Annotated in this window: 19 protein-coding genes and 1 pseudogene; 4 read left to right on the top strand and 16 right to left on the bottom strand. The window is 47.7% G+C overall.

The window, feature by feature from the left end; genetic code table 11:
• Window positions 1-5: 5 nt before the first annotated feature.
• Window positions 6-785 carry a nuclear transport factor 2 family protein gene (locus AWM70_RS07935; protein WP_068695283.1) on the bottom strand — a complete coding sequence of 260 codons (780 nt, stop codon included), beginning with the start codon at window positions 783-785 and terminating at the stop codon, window positions 6-8.
• A 201-nt stretch (window positions 786-986) separates the two neighbouring features.
• On the opposite strand from AWM70_RS07935, the gene AWM70_RS07930 reads away from it, so the two are divergent.
• Complete coding sequence (locus AWM70_RS07930; protein WP_068695281.1) at window positions 987-1592, top strand: TetR/AcrR family transcriptional regulator; 606 nt, start codon at window positions 987-989, stop codon at window positions 1590-1592.
• A 54-nt stretch (window positions 1593-1646) separates the two neighbouring features.
• Here the strand turns inward: AWM70_RS07930 and AWM70_RS07925 are convergent, their stop codons facing one another.
• Window positions 1647-2879: a MalY/PatB family protein gene (locus tag AWM70_RS07925; protein ID WP_068695279.1), complete on the bottom strand. Its 1233-nt coding sequence runs from the start codon at window positions 2877-2879 to the stop codon at window positions 1647-1649.
• Between the two features lie 236 nt (window positions 2880-3115).
• Between AWM70_RS07925 and AWM70_RS07920 the strand changes: the two genes are divergently transcribed.
• Window positions 3116-3826, top strand: a complete 711-nt coding sequence (locus tag AWM70_RS07920; protein WP_068695277.1) for a helix-turn-helix domain-containing protein — start codon at window positions 3116-3118, stop codon at window positions 3824-3826.
• 42 nt (window positions 3827-3868) lie between these two features.
• Here AWM70_RS07920 and AWM70_RS07915 read toward each other — a convergent pair whose 3' ends face one another.
• A complete protein-coding gene (locus tag AWM70_RS07915; protein ID WP_068695275.1) occupies window positions 3869-4132 on the bottom strand; it encodes a hypothetical protein in 264 nt (87 codons plus the stop codon).
• A gap of 444 nt (window positions 4133-4576) precedes the next feature.
• On the opposite strand from AWM70_RS07915, the pseudogene AWM70_RS22655 reads away from it, so the two are divergent.
• A pseudogene (locus tag AWM70_RS22655) lies at window positions 4577-4836 on the top strand (dihydrolipoyl dehydrogenase); the annotation flags it as partial.
• Window positions 4837-4898: 62 nt separating this feature from the next.
• On the opposite strand, the gene AWM70_RS07910 reads toward AWM70_RS22655, so the two are convergent.
• From AWM70_RS07910 to AWM70_RS07885, 6 genes are all read right to left on the bottom strand, one after another.
• Window positions 4899-5177, bottom strand: coding sequence for a hypothetical protein (locus AWM70_RS07910; RefSeq protein WP_068695273.1), 279 nt, complete (start codon window positions 5175-5177; stop codon window positions 4899-4901).
• Window positions 5178-5458: 281 nt separating this feature from the next.
• Entirely contained in the window at window positions 5459-6478 is a 1020-nt protein-coding gene (locus AWM70_RS07905) for a zinc-binding alcohol dehydrogenase family protein (RefSeq protein WP_068695271.1), read from the bottom strand.
• Window positions 6475-7443 (bottom strand): aldo/keto reductase, encoded by a 969-nt coding sequence (locus AWM70_RS07900; protein ID WP_068695269.1) that lies wholly within the window; start codon window positions 7441-7443, stop codon window positions 6475-6477. The genes AWM70_RS07905 and AWM70_RS07900 overlap by 4 nt, the downstream gene beginning before the upstream one ends.
• The gene (locus tag AWM70_RS07895) at window positions 7443-8936 is read right to left on the bottom strand and encodes a UxaA family hydrolase (protein ID WP_068695267.1); all 1494 of its coding nucleotides are present in this window, start codon (window positions 8934-8936) and stop codon (window positions 7443-7445) included. The genes AWM70_RS07900 and AWM70_RS07895 overlap by 1 nt, the downstream gene beginning before the upstream one ends.
• Window positions 8933-10426, bottom strand: a complete 1494-nt coding sequence (locus AWM70_RS07890; protein ID WP_068695265.1) for a tagaturonate reductase — start codon at window positions 10424-10426, stop codon at window positions 8933-8935. The genes AWM70_RS07895 and AWM70_RS07890 overlap by 4 nt, the downstream gene beginning before the upstream one ends.
• Window positions 10423-11253, bottom strand: a complete 831-nt coding sequence (locus AWM70_RS07885; RefSeq protein WP_068695263.1) for an amidohydrolase family protein — start codon at window positions 11251-11253, stop codon at window positions 10423-10425. The genes AWM70_RS07890 and AWM70_RS07885 overlap by 4 nt, the downstream gene beginning before the upstream one ends.
• Before the next feature lie 284 nt (window positions 11254-11537).
• Here AWM70_RS07885 and AWM70_RS07880 point away from each other — a divergent pair, with 284 nt between their 5' ends.
• A complete protein-coding gene (locus tag AWM70_RS07880; RefSeq protein WP_068695261.1) occupies window positions 11538-12428 on the top strand; it encodes an AraC family transcriptional regulator in 891 nt (296 codons plus the stop codon).
• A gap of 57 nt (window positions 12429-12485) precedes the next feature.
• Here the strand turns inward: AWM70_RS07880 and AWM70_RS07875 are convergent, their stop codons facing one another.
• The 7 genes from AWM70_RS07875 to AWM70_RS07855 all read right to left on the bottom strand — a co-directional run bounded on the left by AWM70_RS07875 (window position 12486) and on the right by AWM70_RS07855 (window position 21273).
• The gene (locus AWM70_RS07875) at window positions 12486-14753 is read right to left on the bottom strand and encodes a glycoside hydrolase family 95 protein (RefSeq protein ID WP_068695259.1); all 2268 of its coding nucleotides are present in this window, start codon (window positions 14751-14753) and stop codon (window positions 12486-12488) included.
• A 15-nt stretch (window positions 14754-14768) separates the two neighbouring features.
• Window positions 14769-16868 (bottom strand): glycoside hydrolase family 36 protein, encoded by a 2100-nt coding sequence (locus tag AWM70_RS07870; RefSeq protein ID WP_083180167.1) that lies wholly within the window; start codon window positions 16866-16868, stop codon window positions 14769-14771.
• 25 nt (window positions 16869-16893) lie between these two features.
• Window positions 16894-17601 (bottom strand): response regulator transcription factor, encoded by a 708-nt coding sequence (locus AWM70_RS07865; RefSeq protein ID WP_068695257.1) that lies wholly within the window; start codon window positions 17599-17601, stop codon window positions 16894-16896.
• A complete protein-coding gene (locus AWM70_RS24105) occupies window positions 17582-17707 on the bottom strand; it encodes a hypothetical protein (protein WP_257784541.1) in 126 nt (41 codons plus the stop codon). Before AWM70_RS24105 ends, AWM70_RS07865 begins: the two co-directional genes overlap by 20 nt.
• A complete protein-coding gene (locus tag AWM70_RS07860) occupies window positions 17708-19018 on the bottom strand; it encodes an extracellular solute-binding protein (RefSeq protein ID WP_237167859.1) in 1311 nt (436 codons plus the stop codon). It lies immediately after the preceding gene.
• A 7-nt stretch (window positions 19019-19025) separates the two neighbouring features.
• Window positions 19026-19289: a hypothetical protein gene (locus AWM70_RS23790; RefSeq protein WP_237167858.1), complete on the bottom strand. Its 264-nt coding sequence runs from the start codon at window positions 19287-19289 to the stop codon at window positions 19026-19028.
• A gap of 223 nt (window positions 19290-19512) precedes the next feature.
• A complete protein-coding gene (locus AWM70_RS07855; protein ID WP_068695255.1) occupies window positions 19513-21273 on the bottom strand; it encodes a sensor histidine kinase in 1761 nt (586 codons plus the stop codon).
• Between the last annotated feature and the right edge of the window lie 45 nt (window positions 21274-21318).

Below are 21318 nucleotides of genomic sequence, written 5' to 3'. Positions count from 1 at the left end.
AATACTCAGAATCTGCTGTTCGAATTTTTTCGTTTCTCTACCGGCAATATGGCCTCGATGACGTCCCAATGCTCAGCAATCTTTTCGTTCTCTACACGAAACAGATCGTAGAAAGCCGTTTCTTGGCCATCCCATAGACCTTCACTCACCGTAAGCACAAAATCACCTTGTCCAATCACTTTATGGAGATAAGTATATTCGAAGGTTATGTTTTTCTCCTTCAGAGCCTGCAATGCAGTGTGGAGACCGGACAGGCCGTCTGCAATATGCGGACTGTGCTGAATGTAATGATCCCCATCAAAATAAGAGGCCAGCAGGCTTGGGTTCTTCCCCAGAAGGATGTTTTCAACATAACTTTTGACAAATTGTTTGTTAGTATCCGTTTTGTCGATATCCTTTACCGTAACGGGCCCATCAATCATCGTGTGATTGCTGGGTGTCTTTCCTTCCATCACTTGCATGTTGTCCCAGTGCTCCACAATCAAGCCATCCTCAAATCGGAAAATATCAATAATGATTTTGGGGCCAAAAAACTCATATACGGAATGAAGAACTACATAATCTCCATCAACAAAAGCACGTTTAATGAGTACCTTTGTACCTATTTGCTTTAAATGACCAAGTGCACCAAGCATGGCTGCTCGACCATCGGATAAGCTTTGGTTATGCTGAATATATTGATTTGGATTTACGTAAGCCGTAATCGCTTCGGGGTTTCCGCTCTCGAAACTTTCCAGCACAGCGACTGCCTTAAGAACTAGCTCATTTTGATTTTCTGCTATCATTTGGTTATCCTCCCTGATTTTTTAATCATCTGATAAATAATGAGTACTTGTTGTTTATTTATCTGTTGCTCATTATAATAAAGGCTATTATTAGACTCAATATTCAATAATTTTAGTTTTGAAAGATAACAGACAATTCATCACACTTTGTCGTATAACGACTCCAAATAAACTTAGGAGGATCAAAGGAGGATCAAAAAAATGCACAAAAAGACCGACCTGAGAATACTGCGAACGAAACAATCCATTCGGAAGGCCTTTTATGAGCTTATTCAGGAAAAGGGATATGAAGCGGTAACCATCCAGGATATTGCCGATCGGGCCATAATCAACCGAAACACTTTTTATCTTCATTATCAAAATAAGCCTGATTTATTGGAAACATGTATAAATGAATTATTGAGCGAATTAAAGGAGGCCGTCGTTCTTTGTCCCGTCAGCACGAATCCCTTCAGTATTTCTATCCTTGAAACGGTCATGACAACTGTGCTGGAACATATCTCAAGCCACAAGACCTTTTACTACGCCATGTTGATTGAAGAGAACAGAATCTATCAGTTTCGAACAAAAATGGAGAACATCATAAAAGATAAATTAAACGAGGGATGGAATACGGACAAGGTAAATGTTCCTTTAGAGATATCCAAGGAATTGCTGCTCGAATATCTCGTATCGGCTTTTATGGGGATAGTCATTTGGTGGATTAAAAACGATCAGCCTCTTTCTGTGGAAGAAGCTTCATCACAGTTTAGTAGAATTATTACCTATGGGCATTTGAAAGCTGCGGGGAGCCGCGTCGAGGATTAAATGAGTAAGGCATGTAAAAAGCCGAACACCCCCGCAGCATTCCGATTTAACGGTTTAAGTCGCAGCTGCCGTCCCCGCTAAGGACGGATCCCGATAGCTGTTCAGGAATGCAGCAATTCGCTGCAGCCCCTCCTTCAAAACCGCTCGCGGGCATGCCAGATTGAGACGGATATACCCCTGGCCGTTATCCACGAACATGCTTCCATCCTCCAGAAGCACACCTGCGTGGGCAGCTAACAGACCTGTCAGGTCTTCCTCTCCCGGAATGTAGTTGCTAATATTGATCCATGCCAGATAAGTCGCTTCGGGAATCTTAAATTGGGCTTCAGGCAGGTATTGACTTAAAAACGCATCCGTAAACTTGAAGTTTCCGTCCAGATACTGCAATAATTCCTGATGCCATTGCTGCCCGTGCTCATAGGCTGCTTGAGTGGCCGCAATGCTCAATGGATTTTTGAAGGAATAGTGACGACGGAGCCATAATTCCCGAAGCTCCTGGTTAGGAATAATAACATTGGAGAACATCAGCCCCGCCATGTTAAACGTTTTGCTGGGGGCCATACAGGTGACGATTCGATCTGATTGCGGGAACAATTTGGCAAATGGGGTATGAGAAAGACCACTCCGGAGCAAGTCGCAATGGATTTCGTCTGAGATGATCCACACATGGTTTCTTAGACAAATTTCGCCAACCCTCCGCAGCTCCTCTTCTTTCCAGAGCCGGCCCGTTGGATTATGTGGATTACAGAAGATACATAAGACGACCTTCGGATCCTTTGCTTTGGCTTCAAGATCGTCATAGTTTATCGTATAATGCCCGTTTTCATTTTTGAGCTTTGAACAGACCAGTTCCAAATGATTGAATTCCACAGCGGATTTAAAAAAGGCATAAGAAGGCGTTACAATCAGCACTTTTTCATCCGGTTTGCAAATATACTCACATAACTCATACAGGGCCGGGATAATGCCAGGAGAGGTTACCAAATATTCTTTGGGGAAAGTCCAATCATACATACGTTCCGTCCAATTCGATAGGGCCACATAATAATTAGGATCAAATACTTGGCTATAGCCGAAGATGCGCTGATCAAGCCTCGTCCTAATCGCCTCAATAATTTCAGGTGGAGTCGCAAAATCCATATCCGCAATCCACATGCGTATCAATTCGTCATCCTTGTAAGCAAAACTCAAGTTCTCTCTCCCTTTGAACATGAATTCACGAAAGCCGTCCGTATTCATAGAGTTCGTATTTTTGCGATCAATGATTTCGTCAAAATTATACTTCATCACGTCGATCCTCTCTTTCTCGCACGATATTCAAGTGTTTCTTGTTTGTATTATTTCACATGATAAGCACCCCGCTCAAAACGGCCGTATTCTCGTCATATGAAACATTTCTATCCCTTTGTTTCGTAATAAGAAATTTTTAAAGGGATTTGTGCTATATTCATTACAAACACAGTCGAATTCACCTGTTATCACCGTTTTGTTTATTCCTAAGAAACATCCGAAGGAGAGATCACGTGACATCTTTAATCAGCCTGGAAGTGGGTAAAAAAATCAGAAGCATACGCAAATATAAGGGGATATCCGTGGAAGAACTGGGGAAGATCATTTATAAAAGCAAAGCCACAGTTTCCAAATATGAAACCGGAGATATCGCCATGGATATCGATACGCTATATGCCATAGCGCTTGCATTAAACGTACAGGTAGAGCAATTATTGTATTCCGAGCCTATCAAACCGTCGCCATTATTGGAGAACATGCCCAACACCTTTTTCAAAAATTCCAACCGCTTCTACTCCTATTTTTACGATGGCAGAATCAACAAACTGATCCGATGCGTCGTTGATATTTTTCCTCAAACCCAGGATGCCGGCTATAAGACCATGTTATATATGAACGTTCGCGATTTTGATCAATACTGGCAATGTGAAAACTCATATGCAGGCCATACCGAGCATTATGACACGCTAACAACCCTGATTTTAACGAACCAAGCTACACCCTTGGAGAAATTGACGATCAACATTCTGGCCTCTTTTCTTGAATCGGAACAAAAATGGGGATTGATGTCTGGAGTTTCTTTCCGTCCCTTTATGCCAATCGCTCTCAAAATGTTGTTCTCCAGATGTCCGTTAACCGAAAATCAGGAACTCATCAATGAACTCAAAATATCCAGGGACGACATACGGAGAATGAAAATGTACAACATGTTTGCGATAACTTGAGGAATTCAAATTAAAAAAGGCCGGGTTCGAATTAGCTCGACCCTAGCCAATAAATGGAATCTTGAAGTTCTGAATCTCCGACTCCAAGTAAGGGCTCCATCCCTCTTGGCGGGAAATTTCTTTGTTTTGATAAATATTTGGATAAAGTACCGCATCCATATAAATATCCATCAGGTTTTGGAGATCTTTTTCATTCTGGCAGGCGCCAGGGTAGATCGTTTTCAGTACATATATGATCCAATCTGATGCACTTCCCAAGTTCCGGATAGTGATAAAAAATCTCCCTTCCCCTACATCATAGTTCATCTGTTTATCTATATACGCTTCGTAACGCTAATGCTTGTAGGTCACGGAAACGCCGGCCTAGCAGCTCATACCCTTCCGCGCCAGGATGCAGACCGTCCGTCAGAAAGGCTAATATTTGTCGGCAACAAACCCTGTTTGGTGGGGACCCGCCCTCCTTTCATTAAAAGAGATCACTGTCGAGATAAATTATAATCCCCGACCAACAAGAAAGGAGTGGGGCGGGCCCACTCTTCAGGGATAAATTTCAACTGTTCTCCATACGGTAGGATAATGATCAATCAAATCAAAAAACCTTCCTCGGTCTAATTCCTTCAAACCATGCTTACAGTGTGTTATGCGTCTCGGAGACACCTTTGACCAACTTTCGAAGCGTTAACCGCACGTGCCAGAGCGAGCGTACCCACCATGCCGCTTACCAGGGCATACCCGACCCGGTAGAAACACATTGCCGGTAAATCCTCCATTATCGACTATAAGGCGATTCCGCTTGTTGTGTTTTCCAGCCCAGAATTGGCCAGTGTTGGCCTGAGCGAAACAGCCTGCAAGCAGAAATCCAGCCCCGTCGTCGTTGGGAAATCTGTGTTCTCCATGAATGGCCGACGGTAGAGGATTTGGCGTTGACCCTTCATCCCCACCCAACCCTCGGCGAAGTGATTATGGAGGCCGCAGAACAAGCCAGCCGGAAACTGGAAAAGACATTTTAACCTGTCTTTCTGCATTTTTTCGATACTAGAACGGGCTGGTCAATCCGTACCTTTATTGATTTTTATGTTCTATCTTCCGATTTCAATTGATCAATGTAGGCTTTGGCTTCTAATAAGGAAAGACCCAAAACTTCTCTTGTCTTTTTTATTGCTTTTACGTCTTCTCCCTCATTTATTAACTTCCGGAGGTCTTCGTTTATTGGCAATTCAGGTATCTCCACTTGTTTGGTTAACTGATTTATAATATATTGCATGCCTTTTATGCGGCCTTCCAGCTGACCTACCTTGGTAAATAAATGAAGAATGATAAGCAATAATATGAGTATAAGAATGTATGTCACTTACTCTTAACCTCCAAAATCTATAAGTTGAAAAATAGGGTTACATCTACCTAAACGAATATTCTATTCTATTTTTAATAAATAATAAATACTTTACCCCTTTTAAAAAGAGGACAACCCCACAAACTCCGGCTGTCCTCTCAGCGTGTCGAGGAATCCATGTCTTTGATTATCTGCGGAACCAACTCCTCGATCGGTACGAAGTCGTTTTAAAATAAATTCACCTAAAGAAAGGCTGTCCGTAAAGGAATAGCCTTTCTTTAGATTGCTGTTAGGTTAAATCAGTCGATTTCAACTACTGCTTTTATGACTTGGGAATCGGGCTTAAGCCAGCTGTCGAAATGAGTTATCATATCTTCAAAAGCTGAACGATGTGAAATATAACGTTCGATTTCGATGGCGCCCTCCGAGATAGCTTTTCTCACAAAATTGAAGTCCTCTAATGTAGCATTTCGGCTGCCCATCAAGGTCATCTCGCGGCTATGAAAATGGGGATCGTTAAAGGTAATGTCCCCTTTTACAAGACCAACGTAAATCAGGGAGCCGCCGTGTCCGACATATTCAAAAGCGCCTTCCATGGAAGCCGGATTGCCGGTCGCATCCATAACCAGATTAAAGAGCTGGCCATTATTAATGGCGTTAAGCTTCTCCTTCGGATCCTGGAGCGCATTAACTGTATGTTCAACTTTTGCCCAGGAGCGGCAGAAGGCCAGTCGTCCATCGTTGACATCCATCGCTACCACCTTGGCCCCGGCATACCGGGCAAGCGCCATAAGGCCAAGGCCGATTGGCCCCGCCCCGATGACCAAAACCGTTTCTCCCGAAATCAATCCGGCACGCCGAATCGCATGGGCGCCAATGGCTAACGGCTCCAGCATGGCCGACTGATCCAGCGTCAGGTCATTAGTTTTGATCAGATGGCTTAGAGGGATGGATACACGCTCACGCATCCCTCCGTCCATATGGACGCCGAAGACCTTCATGTTCTGGCAGCAGTTCGTTTTTCCCCTAAGGCAAGCCGGGCACTCACCACAATGGAAATAAGGCACTATACTGACCTGATCCCCTGTTTGAAAGCCGGCCTCGTTCTCTCCAACCGCCTCGATAACACCGGCGAGCTCATGGCCCAGAATACGAGGATAATGGAAATAGGGCTGATTTCCTTGAAAGGCATGCAAATCTGTACCGCAGATGCCGATTCGCCGAATCCGGACGATCGCTTTCCCTTCCTCTTCTATGGGCGCTGGTAAGTCCTCCCGCCAGCTAAACCTGCCAATCTCTTCACAAACGATTCCTTTCATAAGTTGATATCGCTCCTTTCCAGCTGGGACGCATGGCGATTGTATTGCGGGAGCCCGCTTAACCATGTTTCATTATGGATCGGCTTCAATATTTCCAAGACCTCGTGAAGCAGCTCCGTATCCATCGGCTCGTCAACCCAGGCTGCATTTTGCACAATGTTCCGAGGGTTGGCCGTGCTTACGAGAGTGGTAGGAATCTGCTCATGGCTCGTAGAATACTGCACAGCCAGCTTGGCGATATCCGCACCTTTTGACGCACAATGCTCTGCAGCTTGTTTGCATATGGCCTTTAAGCGGGCGCCAGCCGGATGCCAATCTGCCGTATCCCGGGTAGTTAAGAGGCCCATGGATAACGGCGAGGCATTAACGAGCCCAATTCCTTTTTCATGAAGCAGCGGTAATAAAGAAAGCAAAGAGGTGTCATTAAGCGAATAATGGCAGTAAGAAAGAATCACATCGACATCAATTTGGGGGAGCAGTTGTTCAAACAGCTGCAAAGGCAGACCGCTGATGCCGCAGTAACGGATTTTTCCTTGTTTCTTCAATTCATGCATGGCCGGAACCGCTTCTTCGAGAATGATTTGGGGAGATACAAATTCGACATCGTGGAGAAACAGTATATCAAGATAGTCGGTTTGAAGCCGGCTTAAGCTTTCCTCCAAACTGCTGAAAATCCGCGAAGAAGTAAAGTCAAAAGTTGACTCTCCATACCGTCCGGCCTTGGAAGACAGCAGGAACTTGTCGCGCGGAAGCTGATGAATGGCTTTTCCCAGCACGGTCTCCGCTTTAGTTAAGCCATAATAGGGGGATACATCAATATAATTCATGCCGGAATCAATGGCCGCATGCACCGTACGGATGCTCTCCTCCTCCTTTGTCTGACGGAACACGGAGCCCAGTGAAGAGGCGCCGAAGCTTAGCACCGAAACGTCCAGGCCGGTTTTCCCTAATTTACGGAATTTCATTATAAAATCACCCCGTCTTTAAATATGGCTATTTCCTTAAATCCGTTGATTTCGCTTAAGGTTCTGGACTCGCCGGAGGCTAGAGCAAGTAGTTTCTCCCAAAGCTCATCGGTGAGCTCAGCCATGGATTTCCCTTCAACCAGCTGACCTGCATTAAAATCAATCCAGTTTCGCTTTCGTTCCGCAAGCTCGCTATTGGACGCGATCTTGACCGTTGGCACGGGTCCGCCAAACGGCGTGCCCCGGCCAGTTGTGAACAGAACCATATGGGCACCCGAAGCCGATAGGGCTGTCACCGATACGAGATCATTTCCCGGAGCCTGAACAAGGTTAAGGCCTGGTTTGTTCACGCGATCGCCGTATAACAACACGTCGGTTACGGTGGCATGACCGCCTTTTTGCGTACAGCCGAGCGACTTTTCTTCCAGTGTGCTGATCCCTCCCGCTTTATTGCCAGGAGAAGGGTTCTCATAGATTTCTTGGCCGTGACGGACAAAATAAGCTTTAAAATCGTTAACCAGCGTGACGATTTGGTGGAAGACTGCTTCATCAGCAGCACGGTTCATTAAAAGGGTCTCCGCACCGAACATTTCCGGAACCTCGGTCAATAGGGCGGTTCCCCCGCAAGCGGTAATGCGGTCTGCAATCGTTCCGACCAAAGGATTGGCCGTAATTCCCGATAAACCGTCTGAACCGCCGCACTTCAAGCCGATTTTAAGCTTGCTGACAGGTACGGGTTCACGTTTAAAGGTTGAAGCATAATCGGCCAGCTCATCGATCAGTTGGAGTCCTGTATCCAGCTCGTCGGCTTCATCCTGGGTCTGCATAAACCGGACCTTCTCGGGATCAACCTCTCCAATGATCTTGCTGAACGTATCCAATTGATTATTTTCGCATCCGAGTCCTACAATTAATACGCCGGCCGCATTCGGATGATGGACCAGCGCAGCCAGCAGCTTTGCCGTATGCTCAAGGTCATCGCCGAGCTGGGAACAGCCGTAGGGATGGGCAAAATGGTACACTCCTTCCGCCCTTCCCTTAACCTGCTCTGTCCCTTGCTTTGCCAAAATCTCACAGGTTTTATTGATGCAGCCCACCGTGTTAATGATCCAAATTTCATTGCGGATGCCGACTTCCCCGTTCGGACGCACATATCCTTGAAAGGTTTTGGGGACGGGGGGGTCTGCCAAAACCTGTTGAGGCTGCGGATCATAACGGTAATCCAATATTGCGCCAAGACCCGTTCGAAGGTTGTGGGTATGCACCCAGGTTCCGGGTACCAGGTCCTCCTTGGCTTTGCCAATCGAATAGCCGAATTTCCGGACATCCTCCCCTGCGGCAACAGGTTTGGTTAATATTTTATGGCTTTTAGGTACATCCTCCCTTATAAGGAGAGAGGCTCCATCCTCCAGCAAAATCGTTTCGCCTAACGAGAAAGAGCGTAAGGCAATGACCACATGATCGCTGTCCGACAACCTCACCCAATCTTTCATCTTTGTTCCTCCTCTTCCCAGCGGTTTAACCAGAACGATATCCCGGCAGCAAGCCCCTTAAGGTCAGCTAGTGATTGGCCCCAAATTTTCTCTTCCCCCAACAGCCGGTATACGGTTTGTTCCGTTGATTCTCCAGCCGTTTGTCCATGGAGCCAAATCTCTGAAATCAAAACTAACAAATCCGGATTATCCCTGACGATGTAAGTTTCGCCGGAGAGCTTTCTCCCCGCAAACGAACCGTCTGCTCTTTGCTCTACACGGTAATAACGCAAGAGTCCGGCAAATCCGAGTACAAGCTGCTCTGGAGCAGGTTCTCCCCGTCCGCCATAATGAGTCAGCGCAGGCAGCAGCCGGACACGAAACTTGCTCAAGGCGTTCATTGCAATATCTTCAAGCCGGTGGCGGATGTAAGGGTTCGCGAATCTTTCAAATACAGTGCGGGCATAAGACTCTAATTCTTCCCTGGCATAAGGAAGCGTCGGCAAAATTTCGTTTAAAACGGCCTGCTTAACCCGCTGTCCGAGCTCCCTATGCTCAAGCAGCTCACGGACATGGACCAATCCGTAGATAAGTCCAAGGGGAGCCATCCAGGTATGGGCCCCATTTAAAATGCTGACTTTGCGCTGTTGGAATGGCTTCAGGTCTTTGGTGAAATACACATTCAGACCGGCTTTGCGAAAGGGCAGCAGCTTCTCCAGCTCCGGCTCCGCTTCAATTGCCCATAAATGATACGGTTCAGCCGTACAAAGGAGTGGATCTCGGACTCCCCATTCCTTAAACCAGGTTTCGGCTTCCTGAAGATCCGGGTAACCTGTTACAATCCGGTCCACCAGCGAATTCAAGAAACGGTTGTGGTTTTGAACCCACTCCCTGAAGTCCTCCGGCAGGTTCCAATCTTTCGCATACTGCAGCACGAGGTTGCGCAGGGTGTCCCCGTTTTGTTCCAGAAGCTCGCAGGGCAGAAACACCAGCCCCGAGTCCTTGGCTCCCTTGAAGGCTTGATAACGCTGAAAGAGCAAGTAAGTGATTTTTCCGGGAAAAGAGAGGATGGGTCCGCTTCCAAGCGACTCCGGTCGAAATACCAAACCGGCTTCGGTTGTATTGGAGACTACTATTCTTAGATGCGGGCTGGCCGCGAGTTCCGCAAACCTCCCCCACTCTTCGTAAGGATCAAATACATCGCTGAATACCGGAATGACTTCACGCCTGCTGACGGGCACTCCCTCTTCCATTCCCCGGATTACGAGCGTATACAACCCGTCTTGTTCAGCGAGTTGTCTGATCTTCTCCCTCCCGGCCGGCCGGGGCTGCACAACCGCGACGCCTCCTTCCATCAAGCCCTGCTTGAGGCATTCATTAAACATCCAGTCAAAGAAGCCGCGCAGGAAGTTCCCTTCGCCGATTTGAAGCACCGTTACAGGCATTCCTTGTAAAGCTTCATACCTGCTTTTGGTTTCCCCTGATAAGGCTGTCTTCGTCATCAGCTTCATAGCTTGTAAAACTCCTTTGCATTGGCGCCGAATAAACGCTCGATTTGAGATTCGCCCCATTCTTCGGGAATTGAACTTTGCAGAAGGTCAACAACCTCCGAATAATCCGCTGCAAGCAGGCATACCGGCCAGTCGCTGCCGAACATAACCCGTTCAGGTCCAAATTGTTCTATAGCTGTCCGGATATAGGGGGTGAAATCCTCTCGGGTCCAGCCTGCATGTTCCCCTTCCGTGACCAATCCGGACAGCTTGCAATAGATTCCGGGATACCGGGCAAATTCGCTCATATATGATTTCCAGGGTTCAAATGACTTCTGTTTAATCTGTGGTTTGGCAAGATGATCAATGACGCCCCGCAAATGGGGGATTTTCCTGAGCAGCTCCGCCACAAACGCCATTTGTTCCGATACGAGCAGCAAATCAACAGGGACCTCTTCATCGGCATAACCACGAAGCGCTTTGACAAAAGCCGGGTCCAGTATGCGGGAGGCATCCGGCATGTCTTGGATCATAAGGCGGAACCCTTTAAATTTGGGACTGCGCCGGAATTGATCGTAATGCTTCCTATGATCAGGATCGAAGAGATCCAGCCAGCCTACCACACCGGCAACCGACGGCGTCTGGTCGGCAATAGCAAGAAGGAAATGGGTCTCCTCGATTGTGGGAGCCGCCTGGACAAGGATGCTTGCATCCAGTTCATGTTTGAACAATTCGGGTTCCAGATCGGTCGGCATGAAATCGCGATACAGCTTAGGCAGCTCGGGAGTAATCCAGCCGTAATCCTTCCGTTCGATTTTCCAGTAATGCTGATGAGCGTCAATACGCATTCAGCTGCACCTCTTTTGCATCATAATTTCTAGCTTCCTCTTCCAGTGTCGTGAACATTGTGCACAATGCGATTCTGATCATTAATCGTTTATACTTGCCTTTTTATAACCTTTTTTGATATTTTGAAAGAAGAACCGCTCCTCTTCCTAAGGGGGAGAAAGTTGTCCCTGAAGCCCATATATGCAAGCTTTTTTTTCGATGATCATCCCTGTATGAGAAGAGGCATGGCGACCTAGTTGTCATACCGAGAAACACCATCCATCACTCATTGCCGGAGGCCGACATGTACGAACATCGTTACCGTGAAAATAAGCAGCATGGAGTGAGAGATTTCCCGTTTGATATCTACAAAGTCAAACATCAAAGCGACACATCGATCATCCTCCCGCTCCACTGGCATAATGAAATGGAAATCATCTATTTGGCCAAAGGGACGGCGATCTTTAAGGTGGAAGGCCGCGAGTTCTCCGCCCAAGCAGGAGATGCGGTTATCGTTCATCCGGGAGAACACCATTCGGGCATTAAGGATCATAGCCGGGAAACGTGCTATTATTCTATCGTTTTTAAACTGTCCTGGCTGTCTTCGCTTCAGCACGACCGAATTCAGGAGCAGTTCCTGGGGCCGATTCAGCAGGGAGATATTCGGCTTCCCGCTTATTTGTCCGCAACCGGTCCCAACGCTCAAATCCTGGACTATTTCAGGCAGCTGGTGAATGGTTACGAAAGCCGCCTTCCGGCCTATGAATTAAGCGTAAAAGGGCTTATGCTCCAGCTGTTCGCTGAGTTTTTTCAACATGGACTTGTAGTCAAAAGCGCCGAAGGAAAAACAAACCAAGGCCGGGAAATGCATCAGCAGATCAAGCTGGTTTTGAATTATATGGAAGAGCACTGTCATGAAAAGCTGGACTTGGATGCTCTGGCCTCGGTAGTCTCACTAAGCCGCTCTCATTTCTGTAAATTCTTCAAAACTCAAACCGGGATGCGTCCCATGGAATATCTGAATTACATCCGAGTAAACAAAGCTGCCCATCTGCTGCTCACAGGGTCTTATAACGTACTCGAGGCAGCTCTGGAATGCGGTTTCCAGAATGTGAGTTATTTTGCAAAATGGTTCAAAGTTTATATGAATATGAGTCCTTCGGCATACAAAGCTCAGCATACGTCCTACACCTGAAAGTAAGATTCGGCTAAAACAAACGGGAACGGGCTCATGACCGGTTAGGCTGCAGGGTCAGGACTGCTGTTGCTCTGCTTGACGTGTAAAGGTATAGGATTGCCCTGCGGTTCCTTCAAAGGTTACGGGCTGTAAACCGGGGGCTTCCAGCCGGCAAGGTCCGGAAACCGTACACTTCACGACTGCTGTAGATATTTGACCGGAATCCCACGCAAAATCAAGCGTAAAACCTCCCCGGGCTCTAAGTCCTTTAACGGATCCTTGACTCCACGCCTCAGGCAATGCCGGCAGCAGCCGGAGGATGCCGCCATGGCTTTGCAATAACATTTCGGTTATGCCCGCCGTTCCGCCAAAATTGCCGTCAATTTGGAAGGGCGGATGATTATCAAACAGATTAGGCAGTGTTGAATGGGCCAAGAGCGCTTTGACATTCTCGTAAGCTTGTGTCCCGTCCTGGAGCCTTGCCCAGAAATTGATAATCCAGGCCCGGCTCCATCCGGTATGCCCGCCGCCGTTCGACAATCTGCGCTCCAACGTGATCCGGGCCGCTTTAGCCAGCTCAGGCGTGTGTTCCACGCTGAAGCTTTCTCCAGGGTAAAGGCCAAACAAATGCGAGATGTGGCGGTGCCCCGGCTCCAACTCCTCGTAATCGTTCATCCATTCCTGAATTTGGCCGTAACGCCCAATTTTAGGCTGGGGAAGGCGTTCTAAGGCTGCTTCCAGTTCGCTGCGGAATGCCGCATCCCCCCCGATGATTTCCGAGCTCCGGATGCAGGCCTTAAACAAGGCCTCGATAATCTGAAAATCCATGGAGGCTCCCGCGCATAATACGCCGGTTTCACCGTCAGCAAGCATATAGCTGTTCTCAGGAGAAACAGACGGACAGGTAATAAGGCGGCCCTCTTCGTCTTCAATTAAATAATCCAGCAGAAATAAGGCCGCCTCTTTCATCGTCTCATAAGTCCGGACAAGGAAATGCCGGTCCTGTGTATACTGGTAATGCTCCCACAAATGCAGGCAAAGCCACGCAGCGCCCAGCGGCCAGAAAGAAGCCGGAAGATAGGAATCCTGAGGTGCTGTATCCCCCCAGATATCGGTATTATGATGGGCGGTGAATCCCCTGCAGCCATACATCACCTTTGCCGTTGTCCGTCCGGGCTCGCGCATGCGTTCTATTAGATCAAACAAAGGCTCATGGCATTCGGACAAATTCCCATTTTCCGCAAGCCAGTAATTCATTTGAGCATTAATGTTAATGGTATATTTACTATCCCATGCCGGAAGGAAGCTGTCATTCCAAATCCCCTGCAAATTTGCCGGCAAGGAACCCGGCCTGCTGGAGGAGATGAGCAGGTATCGTCCATATTGAAAATAAGTTGCGATTAACCCGTGGTCTTCCTCCCCTTCACGTATCCTGGCAAGCCGCTCATCGGTCGGAAGCAAATCTAAGTCGGCCCTCTCCGGAAGGGTCAGCTCTACCCTTGCATACAAAGTCCGGTAATCGGATGTATGCCGTTCCAGCAAATCGGAATAGGAGATTTGGCTGAGCGTGTCCAGCCTCCGTTTGGCCTCCAGCTCCGGATCGGGGTGCCGGAAAGTCGTCCCGGCGGCAAGCATCAGCGTAACCGAGTCGGCATCATTCACCAGCAGATATTCACCCACGGTCCGGCAATGTCCAGCTTCCGCAACGGCTTTTAGTACAGCACTAAACGTGCTTCCACCTTTGCCGCCGCATTCTCCGCGCATAACGAGCCCGCTTTGCTCCCATTTCTCGTTTTTTTCCAGATAACGCCAGTTATTTCTGTTGAACCGGGCTTTCAAGGAAATCGCATTTTTGTGATCTGCAGTGATTCGCATCACGATTGCCTGATCCGGGCAGCTTGCAAATATCTCTCTGGTATACCGGATATCCCCGATCCTATACCGGATGCGGCATATCCCTTCTTCGAGATCAAGCTCCCTCATATAGTCCTCCGCCGGCAAATCATGATTAGCGAACGACAGCAGCAGGTCGCCTAAAGGCAGATAATGCCGCTGGGATTCGGGGAGTCCAGCCATCGCCATTGCCGCAAGCTCTTCCGCTTCACGCAGTTTTCCTTCCAGAATCAGCTTGCGTATCTGGGGCAAGTGAACCCGCGCATCTTCATTATTGCGGTCACGCGGGCCTCCATACCATACCGAGTCCTCATTCAGCGACAGCTTCTCCTCCGCTGTTCTTCCAAAGATCATGGCTCCCAACCTTCCGTTACCAATCGGGAGCGCCTCGTTCCAAACGGCTGCCGGATCACGATACCATAATCGCCGGCCTGAATTTAAGTTCACCATGATTTCACCCCTTTTTTATAAAGTCAGTAAGATAGAAATTGCCGCAAAGGACCGGTCTAGGCTGATGCTGATTTGATCCCGATCGAGCACCATTTCGACCTCCTGGTCCGTAAAGAGATCTGCCGTTTTGTATGTGCCTGAAACGGGTGGAAGAGGCAGAATTACGCGCTCTTTACCCTCGAGCTCAAAGGTATGAACCACTATCAAAATTTCAGACTCGTCGGCTGAGGAACGCATAATTCCCTGCCAGCCTTTGGGGTGCCGGTAGCTGCTGATTGCAGGCCCGAACCTGCTGCTTTTTCCTTCTTTAATGACGGGAACCGCCTTTTTGTAGAACGCTATTGCTTTGTCCAAAAGGCTCCACTGCTCCTGATCGAGTTCATGAATATCGCCGGATAAACACATCCTCCCGAGCATTGTGCCGGACAGCGAATAAGCCAGCCGCTGCAAGGAGTCGGTTTGCCGCAGCACCGCCCAGATCTGGTTTTGTCTCGGCAGGATGACACGATGCATGTTCGCGGCAATAATCGGAATTTCCTCGCATTCATGGGCGTCCGAGAAGGAGGACATACTGGTGAGCCCGAGCATGGACGGCTCCAGCCGATGCCCGCCTGACGCGCAATTTTCAATCACGATTCCGGGAACCTCCTTGCGGATTAACCGGAAGAAGTCCTGTACCGCCTCCATCTGCTCGCGCAGACCTTCGCCGAGTGATTCTGCCCCGTCACAGCCGATGCCCAGAGAATCGTTATAATCGACTTTTAAATAACCAAAACCATGGTCCTTCAGGAAGTCAATGACCTTCTCCTTTAAATAGCTGACGACATAAGGATCGCGGAAATCCCAGAAACGCCGGCCTCCGACCGTAATCGGAATGCCGTCCCGCTTTAACAGATGATCCGTTAACCGGAACGCGGCAGATTCTGTTCCGCAGACCTCCATTTCAAACCATATCCCTGGAATCATGCCGCATTGCCGGATATGTTCGAGCGTCGGTCCCAAACCTTCTGGAAAATCCCGCTTGCTGACCTCCCAATCCCCCATGCCGTTAAACCAGTTGGTACCTTCGCTTTTGTACCAGCCGCTGTCGATGACCAGGTAACGAATGCCTTTACCTCTAAGCCGTTCAGCGATAGCATACAAATTTTCAGATGAGGGAGAACCCCATGTGGTACAAAATTCGTTAAATATAATCGGTAAGTCTTTTTCAGTCTCCGGTCCCCCTAATAGAGAACGTTTGTGAATTTCCGTCAGGCGGGCTGCTGTGTTATCGAGATTATCTGCCGCTACTGTCAGGTAAGCGCTGGGCGTCTGAAAGAATTCTCCAGGGCGGATCGTTTTTGTCCAGTGTCCAAATTCCCGGTCTGCAAGCCCCCCTGAAAGAAAAAGGGCGTTATCCCGTCTGCCAAGCTCTATTTGCCAGGAAGCGGGATGGGCCAGCTGAACCCCCCAGATAACCCCGGCCCGGGTATCTTCCACAAACGCTGCAGGAAAATAATCTCTTACCGGCATCGATCCGATTTGTCCAAACCTTAATCCTCTGACTGCGTGAGGTGCCCATGCCGGCTCCAGATTCAAATCTTCAATACGGCTGGAAAGCAGCCGTCCTTCGGCGGACCAGGAGCTGAGAATCCGGTGAAGGATTAATGTCTCCGGCGCTTCGTCTTCGGCGTAAGGCGTCAAGCCAGTCAGGGAGAACGAGGAGATCATTTCGGCAGTAAGGGCAGATTGGCCGTCATTACGAACGGTTGTAAACGATTCCAACACGTTGTATCCCGGGTCCCATACGAGGTGATGAGCGATCCTTCCGCCCTCTCCGCTTTGAAAAACAGTGACAACGGTAAGCTGGCCATCCTGTTCAATTTGATATTGATCTTCAAACTGCAAGGCGTCCACTGTGCCGCTGCCTCGCATGGAGTGGCCGTGCGCGAAACCTCCCGGGTAAGTATCCCCGATCCATTTCAGCTGTACCAAGGAATCCACTTTGAATTTTTTCTCGCAGACCGAAGAGACCCGAGACAAAGGGATCAGGATTAACCCCATTTGTCCGGTTTGGTTATCCATCACATAGCGGGCGATCATATCGCCAAGAGGGTATTCTTTCCAGATATCCACTTCAGGCTCTCATCCTTTCACTTTATCATTGATTATTCCGATAGGCCCCTGGGGTAGTGCCCGTGTATTTCTTGAATACCTTGGAGAAATAATGTTTGCTGTCATATCCGACCTGTTGGCCAATAGCGCTGACAGAAAGCTCGCTATTGGACATCAGCAGCTCTTGTGCAGCCTGGATCCGTAACATATTGAGATAATTGATGAAGGTATGTCCGGTTTCTTTCTTAAATAAACTGCTGATATAGTTGGGATGGAGATTCATTTGTTCGGCAAGGTCGTCGAGTGAAAGATCTCTTCTGAAATGAATTTGGATATAAGTCAAGAGCCGCTTGGCATGACAGGAATAATCCGTATCCGATTCGTTTGGCAGTTCTTCTCTTATCCGCCCAAGCAGAGCGGCAATTTCGCCTTTGTCTATCGGCTTTAGCAGATAATCCACCACGCCTGCTCGAAGCGCTCTGCGCACATATTCAAATTCATCATAACCTGTAAGGATAATGAAACGGTCGCACCAACCGCCGAGTTTGATTTCTTCAATCAGCTCAAAGCCGTTTTTTTCCGGCATATTCAGATCTGTAATGGTTACATCGGGCAGATAGTCCTTCATTAGGTCAAGAGCATCATAAGCATTTGTTGCTTTACGAACCTCGGTCCCCAAGGGAGCGACTTCCTGCACAATTTTAACCAACCCGCTCAGGATTAGCGGCTCATCATCAACTGTCAATACCTTCATCCCGGCTCCCCTGCCTTTCGTTATGCTGAACTACGGCTTCAACTCCATAGCCTGTATATGAATAAAGTTCGATAGGGACGCCGCTGCCCCTACCGAACTTGTTCATTTATTTAACAAACAGCTCTTTCTTCTTCTGATAAACCCCGTTTGCCCAATCTACAAGACGCTGGAGTCCCATTTTCTCGGCATTTTTAATCATGGTTTCATAATTGGCTACAGCCTCTTCTTCTGATTTCGCCAAGTATATTTTTACTTTTTCATTTTTAATCATTTCGTCAATCTTAGTTTTAATTGTCTTCTCCTCGGAATCAGGCTGCGTTTGGATCAGACCTATTTCCGGTTTGTAGACGGTTATAGCTTTTCTCTCCATTAAAGCCTCTGTCTTCTGGGTTCCCGGCACATAATTCTGCAGTCCTTCCATGACTCCGTCATTATACAAATACCACCACTTGATCCCGTTGTTGTTGATGAAATCGGCATCGGATGGGGAGTATTTCAAGTCCGGATATCCCTTGTCATTCCATGTCCAATGCTCGCCTTCAACACCAAACATGGTTAGTTTTTTGCCTTCATCGCTGGCCAGGTATTGAAGGAATTTTATCGAAGCTTCAGGATCCTTATTTTTCTTAGTAATAAACGTACCCGCAAAGCCTAGACCCGTGCTGACGATTTTGGCATCTTTCGACAAGGCGCTCGGCAGCATTTTGAATGTGTAAGGTTTTCCGTCGTTTTTGGCTTTAATGTTATCCATATCTGCCACAGCGACAGTATGGCTGTGAGCAAACGCTTTTCCGCTTAATGCATATTGATCGTCGATCTGATCGTTGGTGTACGCAAAGTTTTCGCCCAGAATATACCCGTTGCGGTAAAGGCTGTTCATAAACTTGAAGAAATCCAGCATCTCAGGCTGTCTAATAGCGTAATCGATTTTTCCGTCGCGTTCATACCAGCCGTCGATGAGCGCTTCTACACCGAACTGCTGCATAAAATATTGCTCGATCCAATCCTTATCCATGATCAGAGGAATCATATCCGGGTATTTCTCTTTAACCATGCCTAATACCTTTACGAAATCTTCAACCGATTGAATCGGCGGATTGCCTAATTCTTTCAGGATATCTTCCCTTACGGCTATACCGGGATTCCCGTCGCTGCCAATCGCGTATTTATTTTTGTCCATTTCTTCCTGCGTGGCAAACGAGTTCCGGATGGTATAGAAATTGCCGTCATCCATCGTATGGATCGCTTTTCTTGTATCGTCTATTTTAAAATCGGGCGCATATTTCTCAATCAGTTCGTTCCAGGGATAAGACAGCTTGGAATCGGACATGCGGTCAATATTCGAATAGGTGAACACCAGGTCCGGCAGGTCGCCGGAAGAAATCATTAAGGGAAGCTGTTTATCATCTGTAGCCACGGTTACTTTAAGCTTCACACCCGTTTTTTTCCGTAATCTTCTCGGCAACCGGCCCTTTCCATTCCTTGACCGGGTACCAGGAGGCATCGATGAATAATGAAAGTTCCTTGACTCCCCCGTTATCAGCCGGAGACTTACTTTCAGCCCCCGCTCCTGGACTCTGGCCAGCGTTGTTATTGCTGCTGCTGCCGCAGGCAGACAATAAAGCGGTTAGCATAACTAGGCTAAGCGACAGAAGCAGTGTTTTCTTCTTCCCCTTATTCTTTTTCATATAGCCCCTCCTGTATCGTTTTTTATATTAAAGCAGCGCTTTAATATTAGGTTAGTGATGAGCACCCCCATCGTTAAACCGCTTACAAGAAACCAAAGCTTCGGTTCTATCGGTTGCTGGATCTGTATGCGGTCGGTTCGGTTATGTCTTAAGTTTAATCTGCGGCGAAGGAGTAAGGTAAGCCAACATCCTTAAGAAAGCGTTGTCATTTTTTAAGGAGTTTTTAACTGGCACTGCGATTCTTCAGCTTTTTAGGGATAACGAGGGTAAGACAAGTCCCGCTGCCCTGAACGCTATCCAGGATCAAGTCGGAGCCCTCTCCATAAAAAGATTTGATTCTTTCGCTGACGTTGTACAGGCCTACGCCCCCTTCCATCTCATCTATCGGAAGAACAGATTCGTTCGCGCCGGATAACCTTGACCGAAGAGCCTGCAGTTTGTCTTCAGGGATTCCCATTCCGCTGTCTGATATATGGATGTAGATCTCATCCGCCTTCTCGGTTGCCTGCAGTTTGATCTGAACCGGCCGCAGGGTCGAGGATGCCCCGTGGACGATACTGTTTTCGACCAAAGGCTGGAGGATGAAACGAGGGCATGGAACCTGCTCCGCATCCACCTGAATGTCAATTTCAATGGAAAGCCTGTCCTGCAGCCGCATCTTATGAATATTGAGGTATAAAATTACGGTTTCAATTTCGCGGGCAAGAACGGTTTGATCCTCTTTGGAAGACAAGCTGTAGCGCATCAGCTTCCCGAACCAATAAGAAATATCGGCCACTTCTTTATCATTGTTTGATTCGGCAAGCATTCGGATGGTCTCTAATGTGTTATATAGAAAATGTGGTTTAATTTGTGCCTGCAGCACTTTATAAGCAGCTTCTTTATTCCTCAGCTCGGCACGGTGTACGTTGTTGATCAATTCGTCCATGCGTTGAATCATGGAATTATAAGTGCTTGTTAAAAAGCTGATTTCATCCTGCCGGCCCGCTTTATCATGTTTGCTGATGTACTGCTTCATGTTGTTATCATTCAAGTTGCGCATATGCCGGGCCAGCCGGAGAAGCCGTTTAGCCAATGTTGAGGCAAAAACATAATAAGCATAGGACATCGAGAGCAGCAGGATCACGATCATGGTAATCATAATGATTCCTTTTCGTTTAACCGTATGGAATACTTCATCCACGCTGCCGATAACGACAATCCGTGCGCCAAGCTCATCTACATCCAGCTGGTTCACAATGGTGTTACGGTTAATGAAATAGGATTTCCCCTCTTCATTGCTCAGCTGTTTCCTGGTAAGTTCATCCACTTGGAGACCGGACTCTTGAATAGCTCTCTCCACGCCTTGCTTCTTCGGCAGCAGAAGGGCGTTCCAGTTATCCCCGCTCCCTGTAGCCTTGTAAAATCTGCTTATCAGATCACTGTTGATCCGGAGTTCAAGAAGACCAATTATTTCGGTAAAGTCCGGGTTATAAAGATTCTGGTAGAACACAAGCGGCGGCGGAGACGTCCCGTAATCGGTCATCATCCAGATACCCTGGCCGGGCTTCAGCCCATTCGCGATCTTTTTTATATTCGGAGAAAGTGTTGAAATATCCAGAAAGCGGTCGGTGATCGGCAAAGTCTGCTGTTTCGTTTTATAGATTTTAAACGACTCAACCTCAGTATTGTTAAACAGCGAATGAGAGATAATCGGACTAATATAACGGTTGTAAGCATAAATGCTTTCCGAATCCGAAGTATAAAGCCCTCCCAAATAATCCGTTACATAGGGGTTATATTGCAAGTAACGCTGAATCGAACTGATCCGGACAAGATCCGCTTTCATGTTGGAGTAGGCTTGCTCCAGGATTTTTTGCCGGCTTTCAACCAGCTGCTGGGTAAGATTTCCATAGATTTGCACGTAGTAATAATAGCCGAACGTAACGACCGGTATAAAAATTAAAATTACGTACCCCAAAATGATCTTCCTGACGATGCTCATGGTTTGAGACCCCCTGCGCCGCATAGTTCTCTTTAAAATACCATA

It is taken from the genome of Paenibacillus yonginensis, assembly GCF_001685395.1.
In the GTDB taxonomy this organism is placed as follows: domain Bacteria; phylum Bacillota; class Bacilli; order Paenibacillales; family Paenibacillaceae; genus Fontibacillus; species Fontibacillus yonginensis.
Note: the sequence above shows the minus strand (reverse complement) of the source record. Positions and strands in the feature narration are given on the sequence as shown.